Origin of the sequence: Pseudomonas brassicacearum subsp. brassicacearum (assembly GCF_008801605.1) — a bacterium.
Taxonomy (GTDB): Bacteria; Pseudomonadota; Gammaproteobacteria; order Pseudomonadales; family Pseudomonadaceae; genus Aquipseudomonas; species Aquipseudomonas brassicacearum.
In genome coordinates, this window is sequence record NZ_VZPJ01000001.1 from 25,340 (window position 1) to 45,579 (window position 20,240).

At 61.0% G+C, this 20,240-nt stretch carries 24 protein-coding genes; 7 read left to right on the forward strand and 17 right to left on the reverse strand.

The window, feature by feature from the left end; translation table 11 throughout:
- Positions 1-53 precede the first annotated feature (53 nt).
- The 8 genes from F7R20_RS00085 to msuE all read right to left on the reverse strand — a co-directional run bounded on the left by F7R20_RS00085 (position 54) and on the right by msuE (position 7,977).
- Positions 54-821, reverse strand: coding sequence for an ABC transporter ATP-binding protein (locus F7R20_RS00085; RefSeq protein ID WP_003201368.1), 768 nt, complete (start codon positions 819-821; stop codon positions 54-56).
- Between the two features lie 57 nt (positions 822-878).
- Positions 879-2,204, reverse strand: coding sequence for an ABC transporter substrate-binding protein (locus tag F7R20_RS00090; RefSeq protein ID WP_003201366.1), 1,326 nt, complete (start codon positions 2,202-2,204; stop codon positions 879-881).
- Between the two features lie 72 nt (positions 2,205-2,276).
- Positions 2,277-3,344, reverse strand: a complete 1,068-nt coding sequence (locus F7R20_RS00095; RefSeq protein WP_027911750.1) for a branched-chain amino acid ABC transporter permease — start codon at positions 3,342-3,344, stop codon at positions 2,277-2,279.
- Positions 3,345-3,355: 11 nt separating this feature from the next.
- On the reverse strand, positions 3,356-4,237 hold the full coding sequence (locus F7R20_RS00100; protein ID WP_003201363.1) for a branched-chain amino acid ABC transporter permease: 882 nt from the start codon (positions 4,235-4,237) through the stop codon (positions 3,356-3,358).
- Between the two features lie 67 nt (positions 4,238-4,304).
- Positions 4,305-5,087 (reverse strand): ABC transporter ATP-binding protein, encoded by a 783-nt coding sequence (locus tag F7R20_RS00105; RefSeq protein WP_003201361.1) that lies wholly within the window; start codon positions 5,085-5,087, stop codon positions 4,305-4,307.
- A 13-nt stretch (positions 5,088-5,100) separates the two neighbouring features.
- On the reverse strand, positions 5,101-6,261 hold the full coding sequence (locus F7R20_RS00110) for an AMP-binding protein (RefSeq protein ID WP_003201359.1): 1,161 nt from the start codon (positions 6,259-6,261) through the stop codon (positions 5,101-5,103).
- A 14-nt stretch (positions 6,262-6,275) separates the two neighbouring features.
- Positions 6,276-7,373: a dimethylsulfone monooxygenase SfnG gene (gene sfnG, locus F7R20_RS00115; protein WP_003201358.1), complete on the reverse strand. Its 1,098-nt coding sequence runs from the start codon at positions 7,371-7,373 to the stop codon at positions 6,276-6,278.
- A 40-nt stretch (positions 7,374-7,413) separates the two neighbouring features.
- Positions 7,414-7,977, reverse strand: a complete 564-nt coding sequence (gene msuE / locus F7R20_RS00120) for an FMN reductase (RefSeq protein WP_003201356.1) — start codon at positions 7,975-7,977, stop codon at positions 7,414-7,416.
- A gap of 377 nt (positions 7,978-8,354) precedes the next feature.
- Here msuE and F7R20_RS00125 point away from each other — a divergent pair, with 377 nt between their 5' ends.
- A complete protein-coding gene (locus F7R20_RS00125) occupies positions 8,355-9,599 on the forward strand; it encodes an acyl-CoA dehydrogenase family protein (RefSeq protein WP_003201354.1) in 1,245 nt (414 codons plus the stop codon).
- Between the two features lie 188 nt (positions 9,600-9,787).
- Positions 9,788-10,558 (forward strand): class I SAM-dependent methyltransferase, encoded by a 771-nt coding sequence (locus F7R20_RS00130; protein ID WP_003201352.1) that lies wholly within the window; start codon positions 9,788-9,790, stop codon positions 10,556-10,558.
- Between the two features lie 135 nt (positions 10,559-10,693).
- Here F7R20_RS00130 and F7R20_RS31820 read toward each other — a convergent pair whose 3' ends face one another.
- Entirely contained in the window at positions 10,694-10,906 is a 213-nt protein-coding gene (locus F7R20_RS31820; RefSeq protein ID WP_223524342.1) for a hypothetical protein, read from the reverse strand.
- Positions 10,907-11,008: 102 nt separating this feature from the next.
- Here F7R20_RS31820 and F7R20_RS31825 point away from each other — a divergent pair, with 102 nt between their 5' ends.
- A complete protein-coding gene (locus tag F7R20_RS31825) occupies positions 11,009-11,374 on the forward strand; it encodes a CPBP family intramembrane glutamic endopeptidase (protein WP_223528722.1) in 366 nt (121 codons plus the stop codon).
- A gap of 25 nt (positions 11,375-11,399) precedes the next feature.
- Here the strand turns inward: F7R20_RS31825 and F7R20_RS00140 are convergent, their stop codons facing one another.
- Entirely contained in the window at positions 11,400-12,026 is a 627-nt protein-coding gene (locus F7R20_RS00140; RefSeq protein WP_003201348.1) for a hypothetical protein, read from the reverse strand.
- 114 nt (positions 12,027-12,140) lie between these two features.
- On the opposite strand from F7R20_RS00140, the gene F7R20_RS00145 reads away from it, so the two are divergent.
- Positions 12,141-12,518 (forward strand): hypothetical protein, encoded by a 378-nt coding sequence (locus F7R20_RS00145; RefSeq protein ID WP_003201346.1) that lies wholly within the window; start codon positions 12,141-12,143, stop codon positions 12,516-12,518.
- Positions 12,519-12,565: 47 nt separating this feature from the next.
- Here F7R20_RS00145 and F7R20_RS00150 read toward each other — a convergent pair whose 3' ends face one another.
- The 4 genes from F7R20_RS00150 to F7R20_RS00165 all read right to left on the reverse strand — a co-directional run bounded on the left by F7R20_RS00150 (position 12,566) and on the right by F7R20_RS00165 (position 16,248).
- Positions 12,566-13,261, reverse strand: a complete 696-nt coding sequence (locus F7R20_RS00150) for a tRNA (adenine(22)-N(1))-methyltransferase (RefSeq protein WP_003201343.1) — start codon at positions 13,259-13,261, stop codon at positions 12,566-12,568.
- A gap of 15 nt (positions 13,262-13,276) precedes the next feature.
- Positions 13,277-14,203, reverse strand: coding sequence for a Gfo/Idh/MocA family protein (locus F7R20_RS00155; protein ID WP_003201340.1), 927 nt, complete (start codon positions 14,201-14,203; stop codon positions 13,277-13,279).
- Between the two features lie 131 nt (positions 14,204-14,334).
- Positions 14,335-15,129, reverse strand: a complete 795-nt coding sequence (locus F7R20_RS00160; protein WP_003201338.1) for a DeoR/GlpR family DNA-binding transcription regulator — start codon at positions 15,127-15,129, stop codon at positions 14,335-14,337.
- A 111-nt stretch (positions 15,130-15,240) separates the two neighbouring features.
- Positions 15,241-16,248 (reverse strand): aldo/keto reductase, encoded by a 1,008-nt coding sequence (locus F7R20_RS00165; protein ID WP_003201336.1) that lies wholly within the window; start codon positions 16,246-16,248, stop codon positions 15,241-15,243.
- Positions 16,249-16,341: 93 nt separating this feature from the next.
- Between F7R20_RS00165 and F7R20_RS00170 the strand changes: the two genes are divergently transcribed.
- Positions 16,342-17,235 carry a LysR family transcriptional regulator gene (locus tag F7R20_RS00170; protein ID WP_003201334.1) on the forward strand — a complete coding sequence of 298 codons (894 nt, stop codon included), beginning with the start codon at positions 16,342-16,344 and terminating at the stop codon, positions 17,233-17,235.
- Between the two features lie 114 nt (positions 17,236-17,349).
- Here the strand turns inward: F7R20_RS00170 and F7R20_RS00175 are convergent, their stop codons facing one another.
- Entirely contained in the window at positions 17,350-17,691 is a 342-nt protein-coding gene (locus F7R20_RS00175) for a hypothetical protein (protein ID WP_003201332.1), read from the reverse strand.
- Positions 17,692-17,842: 151 nt separating this feature from the next.
- On the opposite strand from F7R20_RS00175, the gene F7R20_RS00180 reads away from it, so the two are divergent.
- Complete coding sequence (locus F7R20_RS00180) at positions 17,843-18,079, forward strand: hypothetical protein (protein ID WP_003201330.1); 237 nt, start codon at positions 17,843-17,845, stop codon at positions 18,077-18,079.
- A 131-nt stretch (positions 18,080-18,210) separates the two neighbouring features.
- Here the strand turns inward: F7R20_RS00180 and F7R20_RS00185 are convergent, their stop codons facing one another.
- Positions 18,211-19,149 (reverse strand): hypothetical protein, encoded by a 939-nt coding sequence (locus tag F7R20_RS00185; RefSeq protein ID WP_033028106.1) that lies wholly within the window; start codon positions 19,147-19,149, stop codon positions 18,211-18,213.
- 112 nt (positions 19,150-19,261) lie between these two features.
- Here F7R20_RS00185 and F7R20_RS00190 point away from each other — a divergent pair, with 112 nt between their 5' ends.
- Positions 19,262-19,747 carry a thiol-disulfide oxidoreductase DCC family protein gene (locus F7R20_RS00190; RefSeq protein WP_003201328.1) on the forward strand — a complete coding sequence of 162 codons (486 nt, stop codon included), beginning with the start codon at positions 19,262-19,264 and terminating at the stop codon, positions 19,745-19,747.
- On the opposite strand, the gene F7R20_RS00195 is transcribed toward F7R20_RS00190, so the two are convergent.
- Positions 19,744-20,238, reverse strand: coding sequence for a DUF2269 family protein (locus F7R20_RS00195; protein WP_003201326.1), 495 nt, complete (start codon positions 20,236-20,238; stop codon positions 19,744-19,746). The two genes, F7R20_RS00190 and F7R20_RS00195, sit on opposite strands and share 4 nt — an antisense overlap.
- Between the last annotated feature and the right edge of the window lie 2 nt (positions 20,239-20,240).

Below are 20,240 nucleotides of genomic sequence, written 5' to 3' on the forward strand. Positions count from 1 at the left end.
TCCTGCAGGGCCCTGGGATCTTTGATCGTTCCCACGCTGGAGCGTGGGAATGATCATGCTTCCTGGCCTCTCCTCCGCGTTCCCAGGTAGAAATCCTGCAGATCACCGCGAGCCGCCAGTTGTTCGGCGCTGCCTTCACTGACCACGCGACCGCTTTCCAACACGTAACCATAGTGGGCGTAGCCCAGGGCGATGTTTATATTCTGTTCGGCAATCAGGAAACTGACGCCGTCGTGCTGATTGAGTTGGCGCACGATCTCGAAGATTTCCTCGACGATTTGCGGCGCCAGGCCCATCGACGGTTCGTCAAGCAAGACCAGTTGCGGCTTGGCCATCAGCGCACGGCCTATCGCGATCATCTGTTGCTCACCGCCCGAGGTGTAGCCGGCCAGGCTTTTGCGCCGCAGTTTCAGCCGCGGAAAATGGCCATAGACCAACTCCAGGTCAGCCAGCAACTGGCGCCGCGGCACCTGGCGCGCCAGGGCGCCGGCCAGAAGATTTTCCTCCACGGTCAACTGGGCGAAACAATGCCGACCTTCGAGTACTTGCACCAAACCGTTCGCAGCCAAGGTGTGAGGCGCGCAGTGGGTCACCTCCCGTCCCTGGTAGACGATCCGCCCCCGCACCACTTCGCCCCGTTCTGCGCGCACCAGGTTGGAGGCCGCTTTCAACGTGGTGCTTTTACCCGCGCCGTTGGCGCCCAGCAGCACCACGACCTGCCCTTTTGCGACCTCCAGCGACACGCTGCGCACGGCCAGGATGGTCTGTTCGTAGAGGACTTCAATATCGTCGACCTGCAGGATCGGCACGTTCGTCGTCATGCTAGTTTCGCCTTTTCAGGCAGCGGCCGGACGCATGCGCCCGGCCGCCGCGATGCCTCAGGATTCCTTGCTGCAATCACGCGGCGTAATGCCTTTTTCCCGGGCGTACTGATGCGAAGATGCTTCGATGATCGGCCGTAGCAGGGCGCGGTCGGCCTGTACCCAGTCACTGATCAGCTTCCACTGCGTACCGTCCCATTGCTGGAAGCGCACCGCACCACCGCCTTCATGGTCCGAGCACGACAACTGCAACGGCTGCACCAGGCCCAACGCCCCCAGTTCCTTGAGCCGGGCGTCGTCGAGCTTGAGGTTCTCAAAGCCCCAACGCACCTGCTCACCCGTCAGGGGTTGCTTGCCGAATTTCTGCTGGGCAATGCGCAGCGCTTCTACGTTGAGAATGCCGTTGACCACACCGAGGTTGTAATACACCGTACCGAAACGCTTGGGGTCGGCCAGGTCGCCATGACCGGCGTCGACCACTTGTTTCTTGATGCCCTGCAACACCGGGAAATCGGTGCCCGAAGGGTGCGTGGTGATAGCGATGAAGCCCTTGGCCGCGGCACCGGCCGGCGCGGCGTCATCCTCGGAATTGCTCCAGATGTTGCCGATGATGTGGTCGGCCGGGAAACCGACTTTCTGCGCGGTTTTCAATGCCACCGGGTTCATCACGCCCCATCCGCGCAGGATCACCCAGTCGGGTTTTTCCCGACGGATATTCAGCCATTGCGATTGTTGTTCGTTGCCCGGGTGCGGCACCTCCAGCAAGGTCAGCGCAAAACCGTACTTGTCGGCCAGGGTCTGCAGCACCTCGTTGGTTTCCTTGCCATAGGGCGAGCCGTGATACAGGGTGACGATCTTCAGGCCCTTGAGTTTGTCCAGCCCCCCGGCCCTTTGGCCGATGTAGTTGATGATCGCCGACACTTCAGAATACGGGTTCAACTGCAACGGGAAGACGTAGGGAAACACGCTGCCATCGGTGGAGTCCGTGCGACCGTGGTTGATGGTGATCAGCGGCAGTTTGTCGGCCGTCGAACGCTCCAGCGTGGCGTAGGCGATGCCCACCGACAGCGGGTTGGTGGCCGCCGCCGGTGCGCCGTTCAAGCCTTTCTTCAGGCGCTCGTAGCACTCGACGCCTTTTTCGACCACGTATTCGGTCTCGCACTCGCTCCAGGTCAACTTGACGCCGTTCACGCCGCCGTTGGCGTTGACGTACTTGAGGTAGTCGATGAAGCCGCCGAAAAAACCGGTGCCGCCGGCCGCATAAGGGCCGACGCGATAGCTTTGCAGCGGGAAATATTGTTCGTTGTCCGCCTGGACGGTGAAGGCCGCGGCGGTGAGGCTCAGGGACAGTGCCAGGCTGCTGGCGAGTGATCGTTTGAACATCGGATTTTCCTTGTTATGAAGCCATAGGTAAGCCAACAAAATGGAACTGCAAACCCGCGCCGTGCGCATCGCTCAGTAGCGCAATGGCCACAGCCGTGCGCGCTGGCGAAATCTCTGCCAGAGGCGCGCAAGGCCCTCTGGCTCCTTGATCAGGAACAGAATGATCAGGGCGCCGAATATCATCTTCTGCAGGTTCTCCACCTGGCCGGCGTCAACCAGCCCGCCGGGCAGCAGCGACACCAGGTTCGAGAGCAACACCGGAAACAGCACGATGAAGGCCGCGCCGAGGAAGTTGCCCAGCAGGCTGCCGAGGCCGCCGATAATGATGATGAACAGGATCTGGAACGACCGATTGAGGTCGAAACCGTGGGGCTCCACCGTGCCCAGGTAAGCGAAAGCCCAGAGCGCGCCGGCCACCCCGAGGAAAAAACCGCTGATGGCGAACGCCAGCAACTTGGTTTTTGCCAACGCAATGCCGATGACCGCGGCGGCGGTGTCCATGTCGCGCACCGCCATCCAGTTGCGCCCCAACTCGCTGCGCACCAGGTTCTTGCCCAGCCAGAACAGCGCTACCACCACGCTCAGGGTCAGCAGATAGCGGCCGGCCGGCGCGTCGAGGTTCACCCCCAATACATCCAGGCGCGGCGCGCTGATCACGCCAGAGGCGCTGTTATTGGAAAACCAACTGAACCGGGTCAGCGCCCAGGTCACGAAGAACTGCGCCGCCAGGGTCGAGACCAGCAGATAGAAGCCCTTGATGCGCAAACTCGGCAGGCCGAACAGCACCGCCACCAACGCCGCCGCCAATCCGCCCAAGGCGATACTGACCAGCAACGGCAAACCGGCGACCCGTACTTCGAGGTTGTAAGTGGCAAAGGCGCCCACCGCCATGAACGCCGCTGAACCAAGGGACAGTTGCCCGGCATAGCCGGTGAGCAAATTGAGCCCCAACCCGGCCAGGGACAGCACCAGGAACGGAATCAGGATCGCGCTGAACCAATAGTCATTGCCCAACCAGGGCACCACGACAAAGGCAAACAGCAGCAACGCGACGAGTCCGTGACGGTCCTGGCGCAGCGCGAAGACCCGGCGGTCCTGGGCATAGCGGGTGTTGAACTGGCCTGCTTCTCGATAAAACATCATGCGTTCCCCTAAACCCGTTCAATGGCCCGTTCGCCAAACAACCCCGCCGGACGCACCAGCAGAAACAGCAGCGCCAGCACGTAGGGAAACCAGTTCTCGATGCCGCTGCCGATGAAGGGCCCGAGGTAAACCTCCGCCAGCTTCTCCGAGGCGCCGATGATCAAGCCGCCGACAATCGCGCCGCTGATGGAGGTGAAGCCGCCGATGATCAGCACCGGCAAGGCCTTGAGTACCACCAGCGAGAGCGAGAACTGCACACCGAGGCGAGCGCCCCAGAGCAGCCCGGCGACCAACCCGACAAACCCCGCCACCGCCCACACCACCACCCACACTCGCTGCAAGCGGATGCCCACGGCCAGTGCCGCCAGCGGGTCATCGGCCACCGCCCGCAACGACAATCCGAGCCGGGTCTTGTTGAACAGCCAGGACAGCAGCAGCACCAGGAGCGCTGCCGTCAACGCGGCAAAAATGTCGAACTGCGACAACAACATCCCGCCCAGCTCCAGCGGTTCGTCACTGATGCCCAGCTCCAGGCCATGCACCTGGGCGCCCCACAGCGCCTGGGCGAAGCCTTCGATGACGTAGGACAGGCCAAGGGTGGCCATGAACAACGTGATCGGCGAACGGTTGACCAAAGGGCGCAGTACCACACGCTCCACGGCCACGGCGATCAGCAGCATCGCCGCCAGGCTGATGAGGAACGCCAGCCAGAACGGCACACCGCGTTCCAGCAGGCTGACGAAGGTCAGCGCCGAGAACAGCACCATCGCGCCCTGGGCGAAATTGAATACCCCGGAGGCCTTGTAGATCAGCACAAAACCGATGGCCACCAAGGCGTACATCACCCCCGCCAACAACCCGCCAATCAATACTTCAAAGAAAAATTCCATCGCTGTTCCTGTTCTGCGGGCGCAACTAGCCTGCCCTCCCAGGCGGGAAGGCGTCGAATATCCAGTGTCAGTGGCGAGTGCCCAGGTAGGCCGAAATGACCTCGGGGTTCTGCCGTACGTCTTCAGGCGAGCCATCGCCGATCTTGCGACCGTAATCGAGCACCACCACGTGATCACTGATGTCCATGACCACGCCGATATCGTGCTCGATCAACACCACGGTGGTGCCCAGCTCACGATTGATGTCGACGATGAAGCGACTCATCTGCTGCTTCTCGTCGGCGTTCATCCCGGCCATGGGTTCGTCCAGCAGCAATAGCCGAGGCTCCGCCGCCAGCGCCCGGGCCAGCTCCACCCGCTTCTGCAAGCCATAGGGCAACGTGCCCACCAGGGTGTCGCGCCAGGGCTGCAAATGCAGGAACGCGATAACGCGCTCGGCCGATTCGCGCTGGCGGTCATCCTCGGCCCGGGCGCGACCGATGCGCAGCGCCTGCTCGATCCAAGTGCTGCGCCGCTTGAGGTTGCGTCCGGTGAGCACGTTGTCGAGCACGCTCATGCCCTTGAACAGCGCGATGTTCTGGAACGTGCGGGCGATGCCGCGTACCGCCACGTCGTGGGGGCGCATCCGGCGCCGCTCCTGTCGATCAAAACGGATACGCCCCTCCTGGGCCTGATACACGCCGCTGATGACATTCAGCAGCGAACTCTTGCCGGCGCCGTTGGGGCCGATCAAGGCGCAGATCTCTCCGGTGGCGACGCGAAAGCTGATGTCCGTGACCGCTTTGACGCCTTTGAATGACAGTGAAATATGGTCCAGCTCCAGCAAATGCGTGGCGGCCGTCTGGGTCATGAGGCGTCTCCTCTCAGGCCAGTTGCGACTGGAGCCCGCTCCAGTCATCGGTGGTTTGCTGCACAAGATGCGTCGACGCTTCCCAGTGGGCCGCATCGCTCCACTGGCGAACCCGGATACCCAATGCCTGGAAAAACGCCTGGGTTTCGGGCGGTAACGCATCGCCCACCAGCAGCGGTGCGCGGGTCCGGGAAAACCCCAGCACATCGCGCAGAGGCCGGCGCACCAGCCAATCCCCCAGATGCCGTTGCAGGACGTCGGGATGGGCCGCCAACGCCCAGTCCACCAGCCCACGCGACCAACTGCCCGGCGCCGGCAAACGCTCCAGCACATAACGGTACAAACGCTCATAAGTTTCCCGCGTCCCGGCCACCAGCGTCGGGCCCAGCTCGCGGCGGTCGCGATCACGGGTCGCCAGATTCTCCGGAAAATTCAGGCGAAAACCGGCTATCAACCAGGGCGCCAGCAGATAGCGGGCTTGTCCGCCCGAGGCGAACGCCCGCGCGGCCAATGCCTCTTCCTGCCGTCCCAGACCTTCGCGCGTCACCAACCGCTGGCCCTCCTGCAGCAGCTCGGCGTGGCTGACGCGTTGCTCTTCAATCGCCTGCCCAGCCCCGCGATAAAACACAAAGGCCGTTTGCAGCACTCGCCCTTGCGGTGCCCGTTCATTGATTGGCTGCTCGGCAACCAGCGCGGCGTAATCCAGCGCTTGAACAAATGGCGTCGAATCCGCCAGGCCACGCTTGTCGAGATAAACCAGCACACGCGCAGCCACCTGCGCCGCACGCAGACGCAGCATCTCTTCCAACCCTTCCACCAGGACGAAATCCGGCTGCAGCGTGCCGAGCAGTTGCACCTGTTCGGCCGCCACCTCCAGTGGATCGAACAGACTCGCCACGCCCCCCAGCCACTGCGCGGCCAAGGCTGCAAGCAGCGCCTGTGGTCTGGGTCGGCTGATGATCGTCAGGGTCGCGCCCGCTGAAAAACCGCGGGCTTGCAGGGCACTCGCCAAACGGCGCACCTCATCGGCCACTTGCGCCCAGCTCCGCTCCTGCCAGACACCCAGGTGCTTATGGCGCAACGCGACATCCGCGCCATGCCAATGCGCCTGTTGCCGCAACCACTGGGGCAAGCTGGCCGGTGCCGTGTCGAGAGTGTCGGTGAACGTGCCCATACTGCCTCCCGCGCCTAAGCGACTGCCGCCGTTTTGGCTGCCACTTTGCGTTGCTCCAGCTCACGCACCAGCGGCAGCACCTTGCGGCCGAAATACTCGACTTCTTCCTGGAAGTGCAGAAAGCCGGCGAGCACCAGATCCACACCCACGGCCTTGAGCGCGACGATGCGTTCGGCGATCTGCTGCGGTGTGCCGATCAGGTTGGTCTTGAAGCCATCGTTGTACTGCACCAGGTCCTCGAAGCTGGACTTGGCCCAGTTGCCCTCGCCTTCCGGGCTTGATTTGCCGGCCTGTTTCGCCGCATCGCCGAAGGCATTGACGGCCTCGGGGTCGGCCTGGTCGATGATCTGGGCAAGGACCGCCCGCGCCTCTTCTTCGGTGTCTCGAGCAATGACAAAGGCGTTTACACCGACCTTGACCTTGTGATTGTTGGCCGCGGCTTTTGCCTGGAGGTCATCGATCTGCGCCTTGACGCCTTCCACGGTATTGCCATTGGTGAAGTACCAGTCCGATACCCGGGCGGCCATGTCCCGTGCCGCCCGCGAGCTGCCGCCCTGGAAAATCTCCGGGTGCTGCTGCAGTGGTTTTGGCTTGAGGGTGTAGTCGTGGAAGCGGTAGAAGTCACCGCGCAAGGTGAAGTTGTCGGTGGTCCAGATGCCCTTCAGCGCGGTGATAAATTCTTCGGAACGGCGATAGCGCTCATCGTGCTCCAACCATGGCTCGCCAATGGCGGTGAACTCGCCCTTGAACCAGCCCGACACGATGTTGACCGCCACCCGGCCGCCTGTCAGGTGATCGATGGTTGCGACCTGCTTGGCCAACACCGACGGCGTCCACGGCCCCGGCAGAACCGCTGCAATGACTTTCAGGCGCGTGGTGGCGGCCAGCAAGGCATGACTGAACGCCACGGACTCATGCTGGTATTCGGCGCCGTAACCGGCGGTAAAGCGCACTTGGGACAGGGCGTAGTCGAAGCCGGCCGCTTCAGCGATCTGGGCCAGCTTGCGGTTGTAGTCGATGCCCCAGTCGGTGCGTTGCTCGATTTTGCTGACCACCAGCCCGCCACTGACGTTGGGCACCCAGTAGGCAAATTTGATCGTGTCCTGGCTCATTGCATGTACTCCACGGCTCGTTTTGAAAGGAAGAAATTGATCAAGCGGCACTGGCGTCGCGTCGAACGCTCGGTACCAGGCTCAGCAACGCCGACTCGACGGCGCGTTCGATACGCTCCAATACCTGTGCGCTGGAGATCCGGTATTGGGTGAAATCGGTTTCGCTGGCATAGACCCCCACCGGCAGGCTCAGGGCCTGGAAGAAGCCGAACAGGGGTCGCAGTTGGTGATCGATGATCAAGGCATGGCGATCCGAGCCCCCCGTCGCGGCCAGCAGTACCGGTAAATTCTTGAGGGCTTCGTGATGAACGAAATCGAACAGATGCTTGAACAGACCGGTGTACGAGGCCCGATACACCGGGCTGGCGGCGATCAACAGATCAGCCGACTCAATGGCCAGCAGGTCATCCTGCACGGCAGCCGGCAACGCCTCGCGACGCAAGACCCCGGCGAACTGTGGACCGACCTTGGCCAGTTCGATCAAACGCAGCTCGATCGGCAGTTGCTGCCCGAGCCTGTCCACCAATGCCTGGAGCAGGACCAGCGTGCGTGACGGGTGCTGCACGCTGCCTGACACCGCCACCACTTTGAATTGCTTGCTCATCGCTTACCCCATGCCTGGAGACGCCACCTCAGCGTCTGCACAAGGTGTAGAGCAGCAACCGTGCCAGTTGAATATTCATTTATTAATCAACTGCTTAGGATCTTAGCCGGATCATGTCACTGTCGCTTGACGGACAAGCTGTTGATCCACTGTTGCCTGACGAACATTCGCTGCGTCGATGTTTGTGGCAGCAACTGTTGCCGGGCACACACTTGCGCAACAGATTGTTCGCAGCGAGGGCAGCCCTTTCCCTGATGAACGCTGTACAAGCCCCGTATTTACAGGCGTTGGGCCTCGGGCATGGACTGTGCAATAGCCACTGGCACCGGCAGGTTTCTCCCCCTGCCCACCTATTCGTCATAAGAAGGAACATCACCATGACCGCACAGCAACAACACCTGCCGCCGATCCTTTCCACCGGCACCGACTATGAGCCCTTGGCCGAACGTTTTCGGCCGATCTTTACACGCATCCAGGCCGGCGCCCTGGAGCGTGAGCAGACGCGCAGCTTGCCCTTTGAACAGGTGAAATGGCTGAAGGAAACAGGCTTTGGTGCCATTCGCGTACCGGTCGAATATGGCGGCGCCGGGGCGTCGTTGCCGCAACTGTTGCAACTGCTGATCGAACTGGCTGAAGCCGATTCCAACCTGCCCCAGGCGCTTCGCGGGCACTTTGCATTTGTCGAGGACCGCCTCAACGCCCACGCCAGCAGCCCACAAGACATCTGGTTCAAGCGCTTCGTCGAGGGTGAACTGGTGGGCAATGCCTGGACGGAAGTCGGCGCCGTGAAAATCGGCGACGTCGGCACCCGGGTTTCCCGCCTGGGTGATCAATGGGTCGTCAACGGCACCAAGTACTACAGCACCGGCAGTATCTTCGCCGACTGGATCGACGTGTATGCCCAACGCGACGACAACGGCGCCGACGTGATTGCCGCCGTGCGCGTGCACCAGTCGGGCGTCAAGCAAAGCGATGACTGGGACGGTTTTGGCCAACGCACTACCGGCAGCGGCACGTCGCTGTTCGAGAATGCGTTGGTCGAGGCGCAGAACCTCATCGACTTCTCCACCCGCTTCAAATACCAGACCGCGTTTTATCAACTGGTCTTGCTGGCCGTGCTGATCGGTGCCGGCCGCGCTGCGGTTCATGACATTACCGAGCAAGTGCGCAAACGCACGCGGGTCTTCAGCACCGGCAATGCCAGCGAAGTGAGCCAGGACGTGCAGGTGCAGCAAGTGGTCGGCAGGGCCTCGGCCCAGGTCTATGCCGCCGAAGCCACTGCCCTGCGAGCCGCGAGCGCCTCCCAACGCGCCTACGAAAGCCGCTTCAGTCAGAACACCGAGACCGAACACACCGCCAACATCGCCGCTGAACTGGAATCGGCCCAGGCCCAGGTGGTCATCTCCGACCTGGTGCTACGCACCACCAGCGACCTGTTCAATGCCCTTGGTGCCTCGGCCACCAGCACCAGCAAGGCCCTCGACCGTCACTGGCGCAATGCCCGAACCGCCGCTTCGCACAATCCGTTGATCTACAAGGAGCGCATTATTGGTGATTGGGAAATCAATGGTACGGAACCGCCGTATGTCTGGCAGATTGGCGGGGGGTCCAAGCAGCGTTGAGTAGGTGGGTTGGTGTGTATATCCGTTACCGCAGGAACGGATATACACCCCCTCCCCCCAAAAAAACCCAACAAGCGACTTACCCCAATACAAACAGACAAGACCAAGCACAAAAAGGATCAACTAGCTGACGACCCAAACACACCGCATAATCGATCTACCCCCATCCACCCGAAGGGTCGCTGAAGATGACAGTTATCCATAAGGCCGCTCAGATAGGATACTCAGCAGAAGCCCGCACCTATACCCAAGGGCGCCCAGACTACCCAAGCGAAATACAGGCCTGGCTCAGCAGTGCACTGGAAATCAGCCCAGGATCGACAGTCATTGAATTAGGAGCCGGTACCGGTAAGTTCACTCGCCTGCTGGACTCAATGACGATCAATACCATCGCCATCGAACCGGTCGAGGCGATGCGAATCGAGTTTGCCAAGCATCTGCCGAACACCAGGATTCTGGAGGGAACGGCCGAATCCATTCCCCTCGAGGCAGGGGCGGCGCAGGCGCTCGTATGTGCTCAAGCCTTCCACTGGTTCGCGAATGAAACCGCGCTCCAAGAGATTCACCGAGTACTCAAACCGGGCGGCCGGCTCGGTCTGATCTGGAACGTGCGTGATGAGTCAGTGGACTGGGTGGCCGACATCACCAAAATCATCACCCCCTTCGAAGGCGATACCCCACGCTTTCATACCGGAAACTGGCGACGCCCCTTCAACGGACGTTACTTCTCGGAGCCCGAACTGACCTGTTTTAGTTACAGCCACGCAGGCAGCCCCGAGACGGTCATCCTGGATCGCTTTCTGTCCGTGAGCTTCATCGCAGCGCTGCCTGACGCAGAGAAAAAACAGGTAGCGGATCAACTACGGGCCTTGATTCAGACCCATCCGGCGCTGCGCGGGCGCAAGCACATTGAGTTCCCTTATCAGACCCACGCTTATTCATGTCGCCGCCTGGATTGAATCACGACGCCATCAACCCGGCAGGAACTCGTACCTGACGCCCCCAAAACACTGGCATCATGCCTTTTTCCTTGCACTCATGGAGTGACTGTGACGAATCTTTGTGCCGCCCCTGAGTTTGCTCCCGCCGCCACTTTACCGCCCTACCGCCTCTTTCCCCGGCTCGGGATGCTTGTACTTGCGACCCTGATAGTCTTCCTGGCAGCAGTGCCCGAAGTCCTGTTCATACCCGCAGACATGCAGGCCTACCTGACGTTCACGACCACCTCGGGTATCACCGCGCTCGTTCTCCTCGCTCTCTTCGCCCTGCAGTACCGCGCCGATGCGCGCACTCAATGGCGTGGTCATTACATAGGCCCCCCCCTGCGGTGGGGTGCGCTTGGCATCGTTGGCGCCTACCTGTTTTTCGGGGTGGCCACCCTCGTGCTGGGGTTGCCACGAGAAGTGTTCATGGCCGAGCTTCTGGACGGGCTCAACAGCTGGCAGGCCACGATCAAGATCGCCTCGCTGATCGTGCTGCCACCCATCGCCGAAGAGTTGTTTTTCCGCCATTACATGCTCCGACTGTTCCCCTACGAGAACAGCCGTGCCTGGACATGGATCGCGGTCATCGTTACGTCGGCCATCTTCGCCGCCATGCACATCCAATACGGGAACTGGATCACCGTCGTGCTGATCTTCGCCTGTGGGGGCATATTCGCTATCGCAAGAGTGGTCAGCGGTGGCCTGCTGGTTCCGGTGCTCCTGCATTCGCTGGCCGAAATGGTTGCACTGACCACTGATAAGTCTTTCTCGCTGATGGGGCTTTACGGTTAAGCCAGCGGTGCCAGGCCAGAGCCCTTTATGGCGCCTGAACCTCGACTTGCGGCAGAGGAAGCTCGCCCAGCGGTGAGTAATGCATGGTCAGGACCGCCCACCTCAGTCCCTCCACGCCTGGCACGGTGTCGGAGGCCTTGGATGAATGCTCGACGTAGCCGGCATATTCCTCGACGTACTGGAGATGCTTTTCCCAGCGCGCCTGATCAAAGTTCACGCCAAAGATAATGACGCTGCCCGTCGCCACCTTTTCCGCCTGGGCTTTCAAGCGGGTCATGTACCAATAGTCTCTGGCCGCACTGTCGAACATCTTGCCCTGGTTGGCATTGGCGAAGGGGGTCTTGAGTTCAATGAAGTGAAAGCGCTTTTCATCCTGGTCGCGGATCCACAGGTCGCATTGCTTGGAGACGATATCCATCTGCGACCAACGCTGATCAAGCGCCACCTTGTACTCGACACCCACATCGGCCAGCTCGCGGTCGGGGCCACGAAGCCCACGGGCGTGGATCAACCAGAAATAGAACTCGAATTTCAGCCAGCCCTCGAAACCGTTGGCCAGGGCACTGATGGATGACGGCAGGTATTTGCGGTCCTCCTTCCACGATTGCATGAAGTCGCGAAACGCGGATGCGACGTCAGGGATTCCGGGCATGGGTCACTTCCTTGTATCGGCCTGAAGATTTTTGGCATAGTGCCATCACCCTCCCGCTGGCTACAATGCCACACTATGATTTCGCAAACGTCAGTACCTCAAACAAGGGCAACCATGAACTCTCACGCAGCGTGCCTCGGACTGTCTGCCTTGACGCTCGCCTTCCTGAGTGGGCCCGTCCAGGCCTCTACGTGGCAGATCTGCCACCTGGAGCTGCGTATCGTCGAGGTCTTGAAACAACCCTACCCACAGCTTCAGGCGCAGATCGTGAAAGCCAGGCCGAAATCCGCCTCGGTGGAGTGCCCCGCGCAAGGCTCATCGCTCACCTTCACCCCGGAAACCCCGGACTACCAAGCCACGCTGCCCCGCCGACAATGGCCCGGCAAAGGGCAGTCGGTACGGGTGGACTACCGCTACCTCGATGGCGTTTGTAAAGGCGACGGCAACTCCTATGCGTGTCGTATCAAGCACTACCCGGTGGTGGGTCGATAATCAGTCACCTGGGGACCGTGGCATTTAGCTGATGACCTCAATGCAACTCAAGCCAACAGCTCAGTGATCCAACGGGCCTGCCGGGCTATGTCTTGCAGCTTCTCTTCCGGCACGGCTTGCCGCGCCTTGGCGAAGCTGGTGAGGGTCTTTTGCTTCTGGCACAGCAGGCGCTGCCACTTGGCCAGGAAGATCGGGTTACGGGCTTGCAGCTGCAGCGGGCCGAAGTACAGCTCCTCGGCGGTGTACGTCACCGGCCCGGCGCGCTCGGCGACGATGATCTCGTAGTAGAAACGGTTTTCCCGCAGCACTTCCTCGCAGAGGATGCGGTAGTCGTTCTCCATCAGCCATTGACGCAGCGGTTGCTCGCCGCCGTTGGGTTGCAGGATCAGGCGCTCCTGGCCGCTCAACCGCGCTTTGCCGCTGTCCAGGATGTCGCGGATCGTCTCGCCGCCCATGCCACAGAGGCTGATCGCCGTGATCCCGTCTTCCGGCTCGATCGCCGCCAGGCCATTGGCCAGGCGCACGCTGATCTGCTGTTCCAGGCCATTCTCCCCAACGGTGCGTTCGGCGGCGCGAAACGGCGTCAGCGCCACCTCGCCAGCCACCGCCATCGCGATGGCGCCACGGCGCAGCAAGGCCACCGGCAGGTAAGCGTGATCCGAGCCGATGTCGGCCAGGCGCGCACCTGCCGGCATATGCGCCGCCACGCGCTCCAGGCGCATGGACAAGGTCTGTTCGTTCAACTGCAGTTCCCTGGATTAATCGTAGAACGGCTCAACCGCCGTCCGACTGCCGACAAAAAAGCTGTCCGCGACCAACCGCAGCGGCTGCAGGTCCATGTCGCTGGTTTTGTCGGCAATCAGTTGTTGAAAATGTCGATACACCGCCGCGTACTCGCCTTCCTCGGAAACAGCCTGGCCCACGCCGTCGATGCTCAACAGCGCACCGCCATTGTCCAGACGCAGGACGCCTTCGGCGCAGCGAATCTCGATGCTCCAGAGCTCGTCATGCCCATGGTCGAAATCGAACTCCGCACGAACATCGAGGTGGCGCGCGTCGGCCATCTTGATGCTGGCGGCAATCGGCGACTGGCAGTTGTCCGGCACGCGCAACTCGGCGGACTCCACGAACAGCGGCAACGCCAGCAGATGGGTCACAATCGACAAGGCATTGATACCCGGATCGAAGACGCCCAGGCCACCGGGTTGCCAGATCCACGCCTGGCCGGGGTGCCACTTGCGCACGTCTTCCTTCCAGTCGATCTGCACGCTCTGCAAGGTGCGACTCGCCAGCCAGTCACGGGCGGCTGCGATGCCCGGCGCGTAACGCGAATGCCAGGCGAACAGGCCGCTGACGCCTTGCTCGCGGACCTGCTCCACCAACGCCATGGCTTCTCCCAGCGTGGCGCACGGCGGTTTTTCCACCAGCACGTGTTTGCCAGCCGCCAGCGCCTGTTGCACCAGGGCAAATCGACCTTGTGGCGGTGTGCAAAACGCAATGGCATCGACCTGCGGACCGTTTTCGAGCAGTTCGCCCAGGGACCGGAAGTTATCCACCCCGGCGCAAGGCAGCCCTTGCGTGGCGACAGCCACCAGTTGAAACGCGGGGTTGGCGTGGATGGCTGGAACGTGTTGATCCTGGGCAATCTTGCCGTAGCCCACCAGCCCGAGACGAATCGGTTGCATCGATGACTCCTGATTTTTGTACTTGTGATCGGCCAGCAAACTAGACGCAAATCGCCCGGCGGACAATGGGGGCCGTGCAGTATCTATACGATGGTCCTGCGCAATTGGGTAACAGCAGTGCCGCAAAGACCTCAGCTGTGCCGTAGCTCACTGGCTGCAGTCACGACGTTGGTCACCCGGCCGAAGAAGGGTTCGAGTCGCTCACGCGGCGCATCGTGCTCCACCACCAGGGTGGCGACCTCTTCGCAGGCGGCCACCTGATAGTGGGCAACGCTGGAGAGTTTCTCATTGGTCACCGCCGCGATCACCTGCCCGCTTGCCGCGACCACCGCGCGCTTGAACTCCGCGTCATCCAGGCCGAACGCCGTGACGCCATTGTCCGGATCGATGGCGCAGGCACCGAGGAAGCACACGTCAAAACTGAACTGACGCAATTGCTGGACAGCCGTCAGCCCGATCACACCACCCGCGTTAGGACTCAAGCGGCCACCCAGCAGGATGACCTCAGCGCGGGGCAGCTTCATCAACTGAACCGCAATCAGCGGCGAATTGGTGGTGAGGGTCAGCTGCAGTTGCGGATCGATGGCGCAGGCCACGGCCAGATTGGTCGACCCGGCGTCGATGAAGACGTGCTGGCCCGCGCGCAGCAGTGCAGCGGCCGCTTGGCCGAGACTGCCCTTGCGCGCCGGGTCTTTGCGCACGCGTACCTCCATCGGCCCTTCGGGAGCGGGCAAGAGTATCGCGCCGCCATAAACGCGCTTGCACACTCCCGCCGCTGCCAACGCGCCCAGGTCACGCCGTATCGAATGCTCGGACACATTGAATTCGCTGGCCAAGTCGGCCGCGATCACCCGGCCATACCGGGCAAGACGCTGGCTGATCAATTGCTGGCGTTCGCCGGGGAACGCTTCGTGAGGAGAAGTCATGACAGTACAACCTGCATAAACGAGCACTAATGATCACAAACGAGCAAATAGTGCCGCTTATGCAGCGAGGCGTCAAACCCGCTCGTCAAGCGGGCTGTCAAACGTTAAAGATCAAGCGGCCCCAGGGACATTCGTGCCCATACTCAAGGGCAGGAAAGGTTGAATCTCATCGATTTCCTCGGCACTGAGGCGCAGCTGTGCGCCGGCAATCAGCCCATCGACCTGCGCGGAACGGCGGGCACCGACGATGGCGCCGGTCACCACCGGCTTGCGCAGTACCCAGGCGATGGCGACTGCCACCGCGCTCACCCCATGCCGTTCACCGATACCGGCCAAAACCTCGACCAGCGCCAGGTTCGCACTCAAGCGCGGCTCCTGGAAGTCCGCGCTGCGGGCCTTGCGCCAATCGTCATCGGGCAATTGGGCGATGCGCTCGCGCGTCATGCTCCCCGAAAGCAGGCCCGATTGAAGGGTGGAATAGGCCAGGACACCCATCCCCGCCTTCTCGCAGAATGGCAGGACGTCTTCCTCGATATCTCGCATCAGGGCGGAATAAGGCGGCTGGAGTGAGACGATCTCGGTTACCGCCTGGGCGCGCTTGAGTTGCGCGACATCGAAATTGGAGACGCCGATAGCGCGAACTTTTCCCTGTTCGCGGGCGGTGTCCAACGCCGAAAGCGCACTTTCGATTCCTTCACTGCTGCCGTCGGCAGGAAAGGCCGGCCAGTGGATCTGATAAAGATCGATGGTTTCGACTTGCAGCCGGCGCAAGCTTGCCTCGACCTCGGCAAGCAGCGATTGAGGCGCCAGCGAGTGCGAGATCGCTTTGGTGACCGGGTCCCAGACCAGACTGCCCTTGGTGAACACCAACGGACGCCGTGAAGCCGGCACCCGGCGCAACAGTTGCCCAACCAGTTGTTCGGCGTGGCCCAAGCCATAAACCGCCGCGGTATCGATCCAGTTCACACCACGCTCGACGGCATATTCAAGGGCGCCCAGGCTGTCCTCGTCGTCCTGCGCGCCCCAACTGTATTCCCAGCCGGTGCCAGCAATGGCCCAGGTTCCCAGGCCAATGGGCGAAATCAGAAAATCCGATGATCCAAGACGATTCTTTTGCATAGCGAGTACTCCACAGATGATGTGGGCCAGTATCCGGGAGCAATCTCATGACGATAAGATAGGTAATCTTATTTGAACTACTGAACAGAATTCATGAGTCAGCACCCCGATCTTTCCGAACTGGATGCCTTTGCGGCCGTCGCTCGCCATCGCAGCTTTCGCAAGGCCGCCGACGAGCGTGGCGTTTCGGCGTCTGCCTTGAGTCACGCGATGCGTGCACTGGAAGCACGCCTGGGTGTCAGGCTGCTCAATCGAACCACGCGCAGCGTTACCCCGACCGAGGCCGGCCACCAGCTATTGGCAACGCTGGCCCCGACCCTGCAGCAGGTTGCCGATGCACTGGCGCAACTGACCTCGATGCAGGAAGTGCCTGCCGGCAAGCTTCGTCTCAACGTGGCGCGTCCGGCGGCGCGTGCGGTATTTGCGAAAGTGCTCGCGCCATTCGTGGCCAGGTATCCACGTATTCAACTGGACCTGGTCACCGATGATGGCTTGACCGATATCGTGAACGGCGGGTTTGACGCGGGTGTGCGCTTTGGCGAAAGCCTGGCCGGCGACATGATCGCCGTCCCTGTCGGCCCCCCTCAATCGTTCGTGACCGTGGCCTCGCCAACCTATCTGGCCGCGAAGGGAATCGCCCAGGCTCCACGCGACTTGCTCGACCATGCCTGCATCGCCCGACGTTTTCCCAGCGGCAAACTCTATGCCTGGGAGTATCAGGCACAAGGGCAACCGATCCGCCTGTCCGTCACCGGACCGCTCATTCTTGAAGACGATGCGCTGATGATTCAGGCAGCAAAAGATGGCGCCGGAATTGCCTACGTCTACGAGGAGCTGGTGCGCGATGACATCCGCAATGGGCAGCTCACGGAACTGCTCGCGCAATGGAAAGCGCCGCCAAGCCGGTTTTTTCTCTACTACCCCAGCCGGCGTCACGTACCACCGGCCCTGAAAGCGTTCATCGAGTTCATCCGGGCAGATGATTGACCAACCTGAAACCGGCAGACAAAAAAAGCCCCGCGACCGAATACGGTGCGGGGCAAGGAAATTGGTTGGTTGCGGCCAACCAAAGGAGCACAGTGAAAAACGTTTACGGGCCGGTCAGATGCATTCCTGCGCGGCGCGTTCAAAACTCGAAGGCAGGAGGTTGGAAGCCAGCAAATGTCGCTCGTAGATGAATACCTTGCCGCCGCTGCCAGCCTTGTAGGCTTCCAGCACGTTGTCTGCCGAGACTTTGCTCGGCACCACGATGCGGTAGCTGCGCTGGGTCTGCGAGACCATCGGGTTCAAGGCATTGCCCTGCAATTTCGGTATGACGCATTCAGCGTACTGGGCCGGTGTCTTGCTGGTCTGCAAGGTCAGGGTCGGATCGTTCGGCGCCGAGGCACAACCGGCCAGCAACAACGGGGAAAACGCCAGGGGAAGCAAAAATAAAGGGCGCATGAGTGGGGGTCCTGAAAATAAAATAATCGGTTGCGTGTTCGATGGCGCTGATTTTCCAATGATTGTCGGCAAAGCAGAACTTGCATTTCGTAATGGTCACTATTACTCCTAGCAATAGTTGCAAGCCGAGAAAGATTGATGAGGTATAGCCATGAGAACGTTTGATCTGATTCGCGACGCGGTATTGCCCGACTTCCGTGAGCGGGTGGCTGATTACCTGATCCAGTACGAAAGCGTGCTGTTGAGCAGCACCGAACCCGACCCGGAGCTCAGGCGCGCCACGGCCAATCAACTGCGCGGTTATTTGCGCGGGTTGAACACCACTCGGGTACTGGGCATGGCGGATTGGGAAGAGCTGGATCGGCGGGTGGTGAATACGTGGCTTTAGCGCCCGGCCAAGGACAGGCCGGACTTCCAGGAATGTGTTCGACTCATTGTGGCGAGGGAGCTTGCTCCCGCTGGACTGCGCTGTAGGAGCTGCCGAAGGCTCAGGCCGCGTTCGGACAATCTCTTGATCTTTCACTTGTGGCTCAAATGTCTGGGAAAGATCGCAGCCTCGCTTCGCTCGACAGCTCCTACAGGCCCAACGCTCGCTTGCGCCCTGTTCAGCAACCGTTGCACCCACGCGGCATCCTGGTCATTGATCACCCCATAGCGGTTCGGCGGTAGAAAATTCCAGTGATGGGCGGCCTCGACAAGGCGCTTGAGCTCATCGGCAGACAGCCAGTACGGCGTATCCACCAATGGCATCGGCGGCCCATCGAAACGCCGGCCCAGTTGCAGGTTTGTGCCAGGGGCGAAAGCGATCGCCAGTTGCTGGCGAGGTTGCAACAGCTTGTCCGGTGCAGGCATTTGCCCTTCCCGTCCGTAGCTGAAGTCGCCCGAAAATTGCTCTTTGAGCACCAGCCAGTGCCCCGCCGCGGTCTTGGCCAGAATCCATTGCGATACACCGCTGTCTTGCACGCACTTCAACTTGCCGTCGGTCCATTGCATGAGGGTGTTGCAGTCCGGATCATAGTCGTTGGACCACAGGTTGACGCCGCAGACCAGGGTATGGTGTTCGAGCTCGACCAGCCCTTGATCGGGCATCGATTGCCAATATCGCTTGGTCGGGTCGCGCTTATCGCGCAAGTAGTTATGCAGGACCCAGGCAGCCATGAACAGCAAGGTGGCGAGTACAAGCCAGTCAAGGGAGGCCTCGACGATCCGGTCAAGGTTGACGCCTGGGGCGGATAACCCTTGATAGACCAGCAGCCCCAGCGAAAACGCGATGCCTGGCAACACCGGACCCAGGCCCAACGGCGGCACCAGCACCATGATCCAGCTGAAGCGATGCATGGTTGCGTGCTCCCGCGCCCAGGCCAGCTCCTGCTCCAGCATCGGCACCCGCTCCCGTGGGCCGATGTCAGGATCGGGGGTCTGGAAGCGTATATACAGGCTGTAGGTGTCATCACTCATGGATCGGATCATGCCCTTGAAGTCATCATGGTCGAGCAACCCTCCGGGTCGCCCCTTGACGCTGGAACAGGCGTATTATCCGGATAACCAGGCGCCATGTAGACACCCATTCATGCCGATCTCCCAAACTCGTCCCTCACCCGCGCCCTTGCTCAAGCCAGGCGAGACAGTGGTCCTGTTCGACGGCGTTTGCAAACTGTGCAATGGCTGGGCGAAGTTCCTGATCCGCCATGACCACGCCCGCCGCGTGCGGTTGGCCTCCGTACAGTCGCCCGAAGGACAAGCCTTGCTTGCCTGGGCGGGCCTGCCCTTGCAGCAGTTCGACACCATGGCCGTGGTTCGCGATCAGCATTACTGGGTGCGTTCGGATGCAATTTTTGAAGTCGTAGCCCTGCTGCCCTGGCCCTGGCGCCCGGTGAAACTGCTGCGCTACGTCCCCCGCAAGCTTCGGGATTGGGCTTATGATCGCATTGCCCTGAATCGTTATCGGCTGTTTGGCAAATACGACGTGTGCCTTTTACCGAGCCCGGATCATGAGCGGCGTTTCTTGACGGCTCCAACGCCTGGGAGCCATCCGGTGGAACGGATCGGTACTTAGCCCTTCAGTAGCTCGATCCACTGAGGTGGCGTCATCTTCGTCACCATGATCAGCACAATGACAAACATCCCCAAAAAGCCAAAAACCCCCATCCAGAACCACTTTTGATACACGGATGAGTATCGATCACCGAGCACCCGCCCGTCCCCAAGCGCGCTCGAAGCCATCACGTATAAACGCTTCTGGAGCACCAGCACAGGAAGCCACAGCGCCCCCACGCAAAAGAAAATGATCAACGACGTCATTATCCATTCCGTGGTCAGGGGAAGTCCGGCCAGTCTCATTAACAGATAGCCCGTCCCAATCTGAATAAAGCCCGCCGGCGTGGTAATCCAAGTGTCGAACTGGACGACCGTCCTGGCCACGTGGGCAATGATCTGAGGGTTGGCGGTGCGGCTGGCCGCGATCAGGTAGAGGTAGGACCCCATGCCGAAGCCGAACAGGAAAATGGCAGCAATGATGTGGAGGTACTTCAGGCAAAGATAGAGCATCT